Source organism: Roseomonas sp. E05, assembly GCF_030063475.1.
In the GTDB taxonomy this organism is placed as follows: Bacteria; Pseudomonadota; Alphaproteobacteria; order Acetobacterales; family Acetobacteraceae; genus Pseudoroseomonas.
This window is the reverse complement of sequence record NZ_JASIRT010000018.1, coordinates 1-11,245: the sequence shown is the minus strand read 5'-3', so window position 1 is coordinate 11,245 and position 11,245 is coordinate 1. Positions and strand designations below refer to the sequence as shown.

Here is an 11,245-nt window from a genome sequence, read left to right as displayed (position 1 = left end):
GCCCTTTCAGCCCCCGATGACGGCGCAGGCGCCGCCCCGGCTCTTCATCGACTCACAGAAGGTGTTCGCCGCCTCGCGGCTGTCGAAGCCGCCGGTGCGCAGGCGCCACATGGTCGGCTTGCCCTCGCGCTCGAAGCGGATGATGTGCGGCGTGCGGCCCTGCATCAGGTCCGGGGCGCGCCGGCCAAGGCGTTCCCACTCCGTGCGGGCCCCCTCCTCCGAGTCGAGCGCGCCGAGTTGCACCACCACTCCGCCCACGGCGCGGACGGGAGCCGGCGGCGGCGCGACAGCCGTCCTGACGGGCGCAGCCGGCGCAGGCGCGGGCATCGGTGCGGCGGGCGCGGGGGCCTGGACGACCGGCGCCGGACCGCTCGGCGGGGCAGCCTCCAGCGGCGCGGCCGGGGGCGGCGCGGGGGCCGCCTCGATGGCCGGCTGCGGCGGCGGCGCCACAGGCGCGGTGCCCGGCGGCGGCGTGGTGCCCGGCGGCGTGGTGGCAGCGCGCAACGCATCGAGGTTCGGCGTCTCGGCCGCCGGGCCGAGGCGGCCACTCGGCTCGTAGGGCGAGCCCATGTTGCGCCGCTCGAAAATGATTTCGTCCTGATTCGGGACGCGCAGGCCGCCCCGGTCCTCCGGCTTCACCTTGATGGGGCGCGAGTCGGCCTCGATCACGGGGATGGTGGTGTCCGTGTACCGCGTCACCGCCCAGCCGACGAGGCCGCCAACGGCAAGCAGCCCGGCGATGCCGCCCGCCACGAGAAACAGGCGCGGCGGTCCGCTTTCTCCGGATGATTGCCGCACACGATAGGACGGGACCTGAGCTTCCCTCACCGCATCTCCTCAACTGGCGCGACGCCCATGACCCGCAGGCCCGAGCGAATGACGACGGCCGTGGCGGCAACCAGCGCGAGGCGCGCCCGCGTGGCTTCCGGCTCCTCGGCGCGGATGAAGCGGAGTGTCGCATCATCCCGCCCACGGTTCCACAAAATATGAAAGTCGGCGGCCAAGTCATGGAGATAAAAGGCAATTCGGTGTGGCTCCCGCGCCGCAGCAGCGGCCTCCACCGTGCGCGGCCAAGTGGCCATGCGGCGGATCAGGGCCAGCTCGGCAGGGTCACGCAGCATATCGAGCGGCACCCCGGTCAGCTCAACCGCTGCGGGATCGCCAGCCTGCCGCAGCACGGAACGGCAGCGCGCGTGCGCGTACTGCACGTAGAAGACGGGGTTGTCGCGCGACTGCTCGACGACCTTGTCGAGGTCGAAGTCCATCTGCGCGTCCGACTTGCGCGTCAGCATGGTGAAGCGCACGGCGTCGCGCCCCACCTCGTCGATCAGGTCGCGCAGCGTGATGTAGGTGCCGGCGCGCTTGGACATGCGCACCGGTTCGCCGCCCTTCATCACCTTGACGATCTGCGTCAGCACCACCTCGAAGCCGACCGGCTTCTCGCCCGAGAGCGCCGCGACCGCCGCCTTCATGCGCGAAACATAGCCGCCATGGTCGGCGCCCCAGACCTGCACCAGCTCGTCGAAGCCGCGCGCGATCTTGTCGGCGTGGTTGCCGATGTCGTTGGCGAAATAGGTGTTGCTGCCGTCGCTCTTGCGCAGCGGGCGGTCCACGTCGTCGCCGAAGCGGGTGGAGGCGAAGAGCGTCTGCGGGCGCGGCTCCCAGTCATCCGGCAGCTTGCCCTTGGGCGGCTCCAGCACGCCCTCGTAGACAAAGCCCTTGGCGGCCAGCTCGGCGATGGCACGGTCGGCCACGCCCGCCTTCACCAGCGCGGCCTCGCTGATGAACACGTCGTGCTCGACACCGAGCGCGGCGAGATCGCCGCGGATCTCGTCCATCATCCGGGCCACGGCGAACTCGCGCACCGTGTCGAGCCAGAGCGAGGGATCGGCCGGGCGCGCGCCGGGCGCGAGCGCCTCGCCATGCTGCGCCTTCAGCGCCTCCCCCACCGGAATCAGGTATTCGCCGCGATACTGCAGCCCGTTCGGCGTGGAGGCGGCGTATTCCTCCTCGGTCAGTGGCGTGCCGAGCGCCTGGAGGTAGCGCCAGTAGGCGGCATAGGCGAGCGCCTGCACCTGCGCGCCGGCATCGTTGACGTAGTATTCCTTGGTGACCTCGTAGCCGGCCTTGGCCAGCAGGTTGGCCAGCGCATCGCCCACCACGGCGCCACGGCAATGGCCCACATGCATCGGTCCGGTCGGGTTGGCGGAGACGTATTCCACGTCCACGCGCACGCCCTGCCCGGCCGGGCTGGTGCCGTAGTCCTCGCCGGCGCCCAGCACCAAGGGCACCTGGCCGAGCAGGAAGGTCTCGGTCAGCCGCAGGTTGACGAAGCCAGGGCCGGCCGGCGCGGCCTCGGCCACCATCGGCAGCTCGGCCAGCGCCTGGGCCAGCGGCGCGGCGATCTTCGGCGGCGGCAGCTTCGCGGCCTTGGCCACCACCATGGCGGCGTTGGTGGACATGTCGCCATGCGCGGCGTCGCGTGGCGGCTCGACGGCAACGCGGGAGAGCGCCTCCTCGGGCAGCTCGGGCAGGATGCGGCGCAGGCAGGCCAGAACCTCCGTGCGCAGCGCGGCGAAGATGTCCTGCGGGGCGGCGGGGGTCTGTTCCATGGTGTCCGTTCAGCCGGGAATGTGGGGGTCGGTGAGGCGCCGGTGCTCGTCCAACGCGAAGCGGTCGGTCATGCTGGCGATGTAGTCGCAGACCACGGCGGCGCAGCGTGCGGTGCCGGGCGCGCCGGCGCCCTCCCGCCACTCGGGCGGCAGCATGTCCGGCCCGCCATGCAGCAGGCTGAAGAGCATCTGCACCACGCGCTTCGACTTCTGCGTGGTGCGGTTGACGCGCCAGTGGCGGTACATCCGGCCGCGCAGGAAGTCGCGCACCTGCTGGTTGGCGGCCTGCATCGGCTCGCTGAAGGCGATCATCGGGCGGCCGGCGGCGCGCACGTCCTCGACGCTCCGCGGCGCCAGCGCGGCCAGCCGGCGCCCCGCCTCCGTCATCACGTCCTGCACCATGACGTTGATGACGCGCCGGATCGCCTCGCTGGCCTGCCGGCCCGGCGAGGCCTCGGGGTGGAGCGTGCGAACCTCGCGCACCGCATCGCCGACCAGTGGCAGGGTGGCGGCCTCGTCCAGGGTGAACAGCCCGGCGCGCAGCCCGTCATCGAGGTCATGGTTGTTGTAGGCGATGTCGTCGGCCAGGGCGGCGACCTGCGCCTCGACCGAGGCATGGCTGCCCAGGTCCAGCGGATGCCGGCCGTCATACTCCGCCATGAAGGGCGACGGGCGGCGGATCGGGCCATTGTGCTTGGCCAGCCCCTCCAGCGTCTCCCAGGTCAGGTTCAGCCCGTCGAAGCCGGCATAGCGCTTCTCCAGCACCGTTACCGCCTTCAGGCTCTGGGCGTTGTGGTCGAAGCCGCCATAGGGGCGCATCAGCCCGTTCAGCGCCTCCTCCCCGGCATGGCCGAAGGGCGGATGGCCGAGGTCATGCGCCAGGGCCAGCGCCTCGGCCAGATCCTCGTCGATCCGCAGGCGCCGCGCGATCGAGCGGGCGAGCTGGGCCACCTCGATGCTGTGGGTCAGGCGGGTGCGGAAGGCATCGCCCTCATGGTAGATGAAGACCTGCGTCTTGTACTGCAGGCGGCGAAAGGCCGTGCTGTGGATGATGCGGTCACGGTCCCGCTGGAAGGGCGAGCGCACGCCATCCGCCGGCTCCGGGTGGAGCCGGCCCCGCGAAGTCTCGGGCCGGACGGCGAAGGGTGCGAGCTCGGGCATGATCGCGGCGGCTTACCAGCCGCTCCGCCGGGCCGCAACGCCGCTGAAACCCCGGGCGGGCGGTTGGAAACCTGCCCTGCCCCGCCTATGTTGCGGGCCAAGGAGTTTCCGCCATGCCCGACGGCACCACGCCTGCCACCGCCGCCTTCCGCGTCACGCCGCGCGCCTTCGCCCAGGTGGCCGAGATCGCCGCCCGCGAGGGCCGCCCGCAGGCCGGGCTTCGCGTTGCCGTGCAGGCCGGGGGCTGCTCCGGCTTCCAGTATTCCTTCCAGCTTGAGGACAGCCCGGCCGCGGACGACCTGGTGCTGGAGGGCGGCGCGGCCCGCGTCATGATCGACCCTGTCAGCCTGGACCTTCTCGCCGGCGGCGAGTTGGACTGGGCGGACGAGCTGATCGGCGCGCATTTCGCCATCAGGAACCCGCAGGCGGCCTCGGGCTGCGGCTGCGGCGCCTCCTTTTCCATCGGCTGAAGCAGCGCCGCCTCCGTGCGTCTCGCCAGCTTCAACGTGAATTCGGTGCGCAAGCGCGTGCCGCATCTGCGCCGTTTCCTGCAATCCGCCCAGCCCGACCTGCTCTTCCTCCAGGAGTTGAAGTGCCGGACGGAGGAGTTCCCGGCCGCCGAACTGGCCGATCTCGGCTACCGCATCCATGCCGTCGGCCAGCCCGGCGGCCGGAACGGCGTCGCCGTGCTCGGCCGGGTTCCCTTCGAGGTGAAGGCCGAGGAACTGCCCGGCGAGAGCGCCGATGAGCATGCCCGCTATGTCGAGGTGGCGTCCGGGGGGGCGCATTTCGCCGGGATCTATCTCCCCAACGGCAATTCCGGCGGGGCGGAGGGCTTCGCCTACAAGCTGCGCTGGATGGAGCGGCTGCGCGCCATTGCCGAGGACCGGCTGGACAGCTTCATTCCCTTCGCGATCCTGGGCGACTTCAACGTCTGCCCCGGCGCGCTGGACTCGCCGCCCGGCGCCATGCCGCCGACCGATGCCCTCGTCCGCCCCGAGAGCCGGGCCGCCTTCAACGCCCTGCTGCATCTCGGCCTGACCGATGCCGTGCGTGCCCTGCACCCGGCCGAGCGCATCTACACCTACTGGGACTACGGCCCGGCCTTCGAGGGCAACCGGGGCCTGCGGATCGACCACGCCCTGCTCTCGCCGGAACTGGCCGAACGGCTTTCCGCCGCCTCGGTGGATCTCGCCACGCGCGCTCAGGAGCAGCCCTCGGACCACGCGCCGGTCATCATCGACCTGACCTGATTCTCTCCCTCCCCTCACCAGCCCGGCGGCGGGGAGGGCGGCGCGGGAGGAATCCAGGGCGCAGGTGGCGGTGGTGGAGGCTCCACGTAGTAGGAGGGCGGCGGGGCATAAACGCCGAGGACCGGCTGGATGGTGCAACCACCCAGCCCAAGCCCGGCGCCGGCCAGGAACAGCAGAACCGCGGACCGGCCGGTCATCTCAGCGCCAGCCCGGCTCGACCCAGACCCAGCCACCGCGCCGCTCGACCCAACGGCCTTCCCGCCAGCGGCCCCGTCGCTGCTCAACCCAGCGCCCCGGCACCCAATCATAGCGACCACCGCCCCAGATCCAGTGGCCGGGCTGCCACGTCAGGTGCGGGCGCGGCGGCGCTCCCGGCGGACGCTCCGGGCGGGGCGGCGGCGGCGCAGGCGGGCGATGCGGTCCACGGCCCGCCTGCGGCCCGCGGCCCGAGGATGGCCCCCGATCCGGTCCGTGGTCCGGCCCCCGGCCCGGTCCCTGATCCGGCCCGCGGCCGGAAGGGCCGCCCGGCGGCGGACCGTAGGGCTGCGCCTCGGCCGGAGCTGCGCACGGGAGGGTAGCAAGCCCCGCCAGCATTCCGCCCAGAAGGCTGCGCCGGTTCAGCATCGTTGGTTCTCCTTCCCCAGCCGCCGGAAGGCGGCCGGAACACTGCTGCAAGATTGCGTCCGGGAAGCAGGCTGGCCCTGCGGGACAGGCCCGCATGGCCATCGGCGCCCTTCCCCTCCGCAACGCCGCCTGGGGCCCGAAGGCTGCAGCGGCGATGCAGGGAGCTTTCACGGGAAGGATGGCGAAGCCAGGGCGGAAGCGTGACAAAGAGGGGCGGCATGTTGCCGCCCCTGCAACAAGTGGACCCCAGCGCCCGCCCGTGCCGCCTCAGATGTCGGCGTAGGAATGCGTCTCGGCCGCGCCGCCGGGATGGGTGACGGCACCGAGATGGGCCGGCCCCACGGTCTGTGCGTATTTCCACAGCACGCCGGAATTGTAGTCGGTCCGGCGCGGCTGCCATTCGGCGCGGCGCTTCGCCATCTCCTCGTCGGAGATCAGCACGTCGATGCTGCCCTTCTCGGCGTCGATGACGATGCGGTCGCCGTTCTTCAGCAGGCCGATCGGGCCGCCGACCGCCGCCTCAGGCCCGACATGGCCGATGCAGAAGCCGCGCGTGGCGCCGGAGAAGCGGCCATCGGTGATCAGCGCGACCTTGTCGCCCATGCCCTGGCCGTAGATGGCGGCGGTGGTGGAGAGCATCTCCCGCATGCCGGGGCCGCCCTTCGGCCCCTCGTAGCGGATGATGATGACGTCGCCCTCCTTGTAGGCGCGCTGCTCGACGGCCTGGAAGGCATCCTCCTCGCAGTCGAAGCAGAGCGCCGTGCCCTCGAAGCGCAGGTGCTTCATGCCCGCGACCTTCACGATGGCGCCGTCCGGGGCGAGATTGCCCTGCAGGCCGACCACGCCGCCAGTGGGCGAGATCGGGTCGGAGACCGGGCGGATGACGTCCTGGTCCTTCGGGAAGATCACCTCGCGATGGTTCTCCGCCAGGCTCTGGCCGGTGACGGTGATGCAGTCGCCGTGCAGCAGGCCGGCATCGAGCAGCGCCTTCACGATCACCGGGATGCCGCCGACCTTGTAGACGTCATAGGCCACATAGCGGCCGCCGGGCTTGAGGTCGCCGATATAGGGCGCCTTGCGCATAATTTCAGCGACGTCCTGCAGCGTGAACCTGATCCCGGCCTCATGCGCCATGGCCGGCAGGTGCAGGCCCGCATTGGTGGAGCCCCCCGTGGCGCCGACGATCAGCGCCGCATTGTAGAGCGATTCCTTCGTGACGATGTCGCGCGGGCGGATGTTCTTCTTCAGAAGCTCCATCACCGCCTTGCCGGATTCCACCGCCCACTTGTCGCGGTCCTCATAGGGCGCGGGGGCGCCGGCGGAGCCGGGCAGCGCCAAGCCGATGGCCTCGGAGACGGTCGCCATGGTGTTGGCGGTGAACTGGCCGCCGCAGGCGCCGGCGCTCGGGCAGGCGACGCATTCCAGCGCGTGCAGGTCCTCGTCCGACATGTTGCCGGCGGCGTGCTGGCCGACCGCCTCGAACACGTCCACCACCGTGACGTCCCGGCCCTTGAACTTCCCGGGCAGGATCGAGCCGCCATACATGAAGACGCTGGGCACGTTCAGGCGCAGCATGGCCATCATCATGCCCGGCAGGGACTTGTCGCAGCCGGCGAGGCCGACCAGCGCGTCATAGCAGTGGCCGCGCATGGTGAGTTCCACCGTGTCGGCGATGGCGTCGCGGCTGGCCAGCGAGGACTTCATGCCCTGGTGGCCCATGGCGATGCCGTCGGTCACCGTGATGGTGGTGAACTCGCGGGGCGTGCCGAAGGCGTGCTTCACCCCCTGCTTGACGCTCTGCGCCTGCCGGCTGAGCGCGATGTTGCAGGGCGCCGCCTCGTTCCAGCAGGTGGCGACGCCCACCAGCGGCTGGGCGATCTCCTCCTCGGTCATGCCCATGGCATAGTAGTAGGAGCGGTGCGGAGCGCGCTCCGGGCCGACCGTCACATGGCGGCTCGGCAGGCGCGACTTGTCCCATTTCTGCTCGGCCATGCCGGCGTACCTTTCTCGTCGTTGCGTCCCGCAACAGGTATCGCGCAGCACTCCTCCGGGGGCAACCGAGAGCCGCCGGAAAGGCTGGGGGAAAGAATTCCCCCAGACCCCCATCTTTTTCTTCGAGGTTGGTGCCCTTCCGCAGGTCAGGCGCACCGGCGCAGCAGTCGCGACCTTGAAGACAGACAGAAAGAAGAAGGGGGGGGTCTGGAGGAGAATTCTTTCTCCCCCAGTGCTTTCACCCGCCGATGCGGGCCAGGGCGGCCTCAAGCCGCGCCACCTCGGCTTCGAAACCGGCGAGGCGCTCACGGTTCTCCTCCACCACCTCCGGCTTGGCACGGGCGACGAAGTCGGCATTGGCCAGCTTCTGCGCGACCTTTGCCCCCTCTGCCCGGGCCTTGTCGCGCTCCTTGGCGAGACGGGCGCGCTCGGCGGGGAGGTCGATGGCGTCGGCCAGCGGCAGCAGCACGGTCGCCTCGCCGACCACCGCCTGCGCCACGCCCGTCAGGTCCTCGCCCTCGGCCAGGGCACGGAACTCGGTGGCCCGGCCGAGGCGGCGGATCGCCTCGATCCAGCGCCCGCCGCGCGCCAGCGTCTCCGCCGAGGCGCCCTGCAGCAGCAGCGGCACGGTGACAGAGGGCGGCACGTTCATCTCGGAGCGCACACCCCGCACGGTGGAGATCAGGCTCACCAGCCAGTCCAGCTCGGCGCGGGCCTGCTCGGCGCCCGGCACGGCCACCGGCTGCGGCCAGGCGGCGCGGATCAGGCTGAACTCGGCGCCATAGCCGAAGCGGTCCCACAGCTCCTCGGTGACGTAGGGCATCACCGGGTGCAGCAGGCGCAGGATGGTGCCCAGCACATGCTGCGCGACGCCCTTCACCTCGGCCTTCTCGGCGCCATCCGGCCCGTTCAGGGCGGGCTTGGCGAATTCCAGGAACCAGTCGCAGAAGCTGTTCCAGACGAAGCGGTAGCAGGCGCCCGCATAGTCATCCATGCGGTAGGCTTCGAGCGCCTCGGTGGCCTCGCGGATGGCGGCGTTGGCCGCATCCAGGATCCAACGGGCGAGCGGCGTTTCCACCTTCGTCGGGTCGAAACCGGCGTCCGGCGCGATGCCGTTCATCTCGCAGAAGCGCGCGGCGTTCCACAGCTTGGTGCCGAACGAACGGAAGTCCTCGACGCGCTTGCGGCCGAGCTTCACGTCGCGCCCCGGCGTCGCCAGCGAGGCGATGGTGAAGCGCAGCGCATCGGCGCCGAAGCTTTCCACCAGCTCCAGCGGGTCGATGACGTTGCCCTTCGACTTCGACATCTTCTGGCCCTTCTCGTCGCGGACCAGACCGTGGATGTAGACGGTGCGGAAGGGCACGTCGCCCATGAAGTGGTGGCCCATCATCATCATCCGGGCGACCCAGAAGAAGATGATGTCCCAGCCCGTCACCAGCACGTCGCCGGGGTAGTACTTGGCGAGTTCCGGCGTCTGCTGCGGCCAGCCGAGGGTGCTGAAGGGCCAGAGGGCGGAGCTGAACCAGGTGTCCAGCACGTCCGGGTCGCGCTCCAGCGTCACGCTGTCGCCCAGCCTGGCGCGGGCCTGGGCGAGCGCCTCCTCCTCGCTGCGGGCGACGAAGACGCTGCCATCCGGCGCGTACCAGGCCGGGATCTGGTGGCCCCACCAGAGCTGGCGCGAGATGCACCAGGGCTGGATGTCGCGCATCCAGGAGAAGAAAATATTCTCGAAGTGCTTCGGAACGAACTGGGTGCGGCCGGTCTCCACGGCCTCGATGGCCGGCTTGGCCAGGGTCGCGGCATCGCAATACCACTGCAGCGTCAGGCGCGGCTCGATCGGCACGCCGGAGCGGTCGCCATGCGGCACGGCATGGGTGTGCGCCTCGATGGTCTCGACCAGCTCCAGCCGCTCCAGCTCGGCGACGATCGCCTTGCGGGCGGCGAAGCGGTCCTGCCCGGCGAGGGAATTGACGAATTCCGGCGCCGCCACGCCCTCGACCGTCGCCAGATCCGCCTCGATCTCGCCGAGGAAGACGTGGCCGTCCGCGTCGAGCACGGAGGGCATGGCGAGGTTGTGCCGCTTGCCTACGGCGAAATCGTTGAAGTCATGCGCGGGGGTGATCTTCACCGCGCCCGAGCCCTTCTCGGGGTCGGAGTACTCGTCGGCCACGATGGGGATGCGGCGGCCCACCAGCGGCAGGATGGCGAACTTGCCGACGAGGTCGCGGAACCGCTCGTCCTCCGGGTGGACGGCCACGGCGGTGTCGCCCAGCATGGTCTCCGGCCGGGTGGTGGCGACCACGATGAAGCGGCCCGGCGCGCCCTCCACGGGGTAGCGCAGGTGCCAGAGGCTGCCCTTCACCTCGCGGCTCTCCACCTCCAGGTCGGAGATGGCGGTCTGGAACTTGGGGTCCCAGTTCACCAGCCGGCGGTCGCGGTAGATCAGCCCCTGCTCGTGGAGCGTGACGAAGACCTCGCGCACGGCGTCGGACAGGCCGGCATCCATGGTGAAGCGCTCGCGCGGCCAGTCCAGGCTGGCGCCGAGGCGGCGGAGCTGGCGGGTGATGTTGCCGCCCGACTGCGCCTTCCACTCCCAGACATGCTCCAGGAACTTCTCGCGCCCGATTTCCCGCCGGTCCACCCCCTGCCCGGCCAGGAGCCGCTCGACCACCATCTGCGTGGCGATGCCGGCATGGTCGGTGCCAGGCTGCCACAGCGCGTCCCGCCCCTGCATGCGCCGCCAGCGGATCAGCGTGTCCTGGATCGTGAAGGTCAGCGCGTGGCCGATATGCAGGCTGCCCGTGACGTTGGGCGGCGGGATCATGATGGTGAAGGGCGCCGCGCTGCTGCCGGGATCGGCACTGAAGGCGCCGCTCGCCTCCCACCCCTCATAGAGGCGTTGTTCGAAGGCGGCGGGCGAGAGGGTCTTGTCGAGCATGGGCGCACGCTTGGGCGGGAGCCGCCCGCCCGTCAAGAGGCTCCGGCGCGGATCGCCCGCCCCGCTGGTCTCAGCCGGCGCCGCGGCCCGTCAGGCGGGCGATTTCGGCCTTCACCTGCCGCTCCACGATGGCGGGCAGATGCTCGTCGAGCCAGGCCTTGAGCAGCGGCCGGAGCTCCTCGCGCACCACGTCCTCGATGCTCGGCCCCACGCCACGCCGGACGGGCGCCTGGGGGTTGCGCGCGACGGCCTGGGCGAGCCCCTCCAGGGCGGCGACCACCGCGGCGGTCGCGCCGGCAGAGGCCTCGGCCATCTTCGCCGGCGTGGCCGGTTGCGTGTCCGGCTCCTCCGGCTGCCTGGACTCTTCCGGCGCGGGCAGCGCGGGCCGCACCATCATGTCCTCGGTCAGCTGCAGCGGCTGGTCCCTGGGACCTTGCAGCTCATCCTCGTTCAGGATCTGCCGGATGGAGGCAAGGATGTCCTCCATGGAGGGGTCGGGCGAGTTGGACGAAGGCTCCGCCATGTCATTCTCCCTTCCTGTCCAGGGGGTTGCCTGTACCGAACCACTTGGAGCGGACGGCGTTGTAGTATTCCTCCATGTCGTACTGTGCGACGGGGAGGGCGAGGTCGCGGGCGGTGAGGCGTCCGACGGCGGCGGCCAGGTT

Annotated in this window: 10 protein-coding genes; 2 read left to right on the top strand and 8 right to left on the bottom strand. The window is 70.9% G+C overall.

The features are described from left to right. Positions 1 to 6: 6 nt before the first annotated feature. The 3 genes from QMO56_RS16960 to QMO56_RS16950 are packed head-to-tail and all read right to left on the bottom strand — an operon-like array spanning position 7 to position 3,773. Entirely contained in the window at positions 7 to 828 is an 822-nt protein-coding gene (locus tag QMO56_RS16960) for an SPOR domain-containing protein (RefSeq protein WP_283527590.1), read from the bottom strand. Further along, positions 825 to 2,612 carry an arginine--tRNA ligase gene (argS, locus tag QMO56_RS16955; protein ID WP_283527588.1) on the bottom strand — a complete coding sequence of 596 codons (1,788 nt, stop codon included), beginning with the start codon at positions 2,610 to 2,612 and terminating at the stop codon, positions 825 to 827. Before argS ends, QMO56_RS16960 begins: the two co-directional genes overlap by 4 nt. Positions 2,613 to 2,621: 9 nt before the next feature. Next, a complete protein-coding gene (locus tag QMO56_RS16950) occupies positions 2,622 to 3,773 on the bottom strand; it encodes a deoxyguanosinetriphosphate triphosphohydrolase (protein WP_283527586.1) in 1,152 nt (383 codons plus the stop codon). Between the two features lie 113 nt (positions 3,774 to 3,886). Between QMO56_RS16950 and QMO56_RS16945 the strand changes: the two genes are divergently transcribed. Both QMO56_RS16945 and xth read left to right on the top strand, forming a co-directional pair. Continuing rightward, positions 3,887 to 4,243, top strand: coding sequence for an iron-sulfur cluster assembly accessory protein (locus QMO56_RS16945; protein ID WP_283527585.1), 357 nt, complete (start codon positions 3,887 to 3,889; stop codon positions 4,241 to 4,243). A 15-nt stretch (positions 4,244 to 4,258) separates the two neighbouring features. Then, a complete protein-coding gene (gene xth, locus QMO56_RS16940; RefSeq protein WP_283527583.1) occupies positions 4,259 to 5,026 on the top strand; it encodes an exodeoxyribonuclease III in 768 nt (255 codons plus the stop codon). Positions 5,027 to 5,040: 14 nt separating this feature from the next. Here the strand turns inward: xth and QMO56_RS16935 are convergent, their stop codons facing one another. The 5 genes from QMO56_RS16935 to QMO56_RS16920 all read right to left on the bottom strand — a co-directional run bounded on the left by QMO56_RS16935 (position 5,041) and on the right by QMO56_RS16920 (position 11,103). Further along, the gene (locus tag QMO56_RS16935) at positions 5,041 to 5,223 is read right to left on the bottom strand and encodes a hypothetical protein (protein ID WP_283527581.1); all 183 of its coding nucleotides are present in this window, start codon (positions 5,221 to 5,223) and stop codon (positions 5,041 to 5,043) included. 1 nt (position 5,224) lies between these two features. Beyond that, positions 5,225 to 5,620: a hypothetical protein gene (locus QMO56_RS27010; RefSeq protein WP_408906535.1), complete on the bottom strand. Its 396-nt coding sequence runs from the start codon at positions 5,618 to 5,620 to the stop codon at positions 5,225 to 5,227. A 297-nt stretch (positions 5,621 to 5,917) separates the two neighbouring features. After that, on the bottom strand, positions 5,918 to 7,642 hold the full coding sequence (gene ilvD, locus QMO56_RS16930; RefSeq protein WP_283527579.1) for a dihydroxy-acid dehydratase: 1,725 nt from the start codon (positions 7,640 to 7,642) through the stop codon (positions 5,918 to 5,920). A 238-nt stretch (positions 7,643 to 7,880) separates the two neighbouring features. After that, entirely contained in the window at positions 7,881 to 10,580 is a 2,700-nt protein-coding gene (locus QMO56_RS16925) for a valine--tRNA ligase (RefSeq protein WP_283527577.1), read from the bottom strand. A gap of 70 nt (positions 10,581 to 10,650) precedes the next feature. Further along, entirely contained in the window at positions 10,651 to 11,103 is a 453-nt protein-coding gene (locus QMO56_RS16920) for a DUF2497 domain-containing protein (protein WP_283527575.1), read from the bottom strand. Positions 11,104 to 11,245: the final 142 nt, after the last annotated feature.

Excerpts from the sequence above, each read along its gene's own strand:
- argS (WP_283527588.1), bottom strand. The coding sequence starts at position 2,612 with ATGGAACAGACCCCCGCCGCCCCGCAGGACATCTTCGCCGCGCTGCGC.
- QMO56_RS16950 (WP_283527586.1), bottom strand. The coding sequence starts at position 3,773 with ATGCCCGAGCTCGCACCCTTCGCCGTCCGGCCCGAGACTTCGCGGGGC.
- QMO56_RS16945 (WP_283527585.1), top strand. The coding sequence starts at position 3,887 with ATGCCCGACGGCACCACGCCTGCCACCGCCGCCTTCCGCGTCACGCCG.
- QMO56_RS16935 (WP_283527581.1), bottom strand. The coding sequence starts at position 5,223 with ATGACCGGCCGGTCCGCGGTTCTGCTGTTCCTGGCCGGCGCCGGGCTT.
- QMO56_RS27010 (WP_408906535.1), bottom strand. The coding sequence starts at position 5,620 with ATGCTGGCGGGGCTTGCTACCCTCCCGTGCGCAGCTCCGGCCGAGGCG.
- ilvD (WP_283527579.1), bottom strand. The coding sequence starts at position 7,642 with ATGGCCGAGCAGAAATGGGACAAGTCGCGCCTGCCGAGCCGCCATGTG.
- QMO56_RS16925 (WP_283527577.1), bottom strand. The coding sequence starts at position 10,580 with ATGCTCGACAAGACCCTCTCGCCCGCCGCCTTCGAACAACGCCTCTAT.
- QMO56_RS16920 (WP_283527575.1), bottom strand. The coding sequence starts at position 11,103 with ATGGCGGAGCCTTCGTCCAACTCGCCCGACCCCTCCATGGAGGACATC.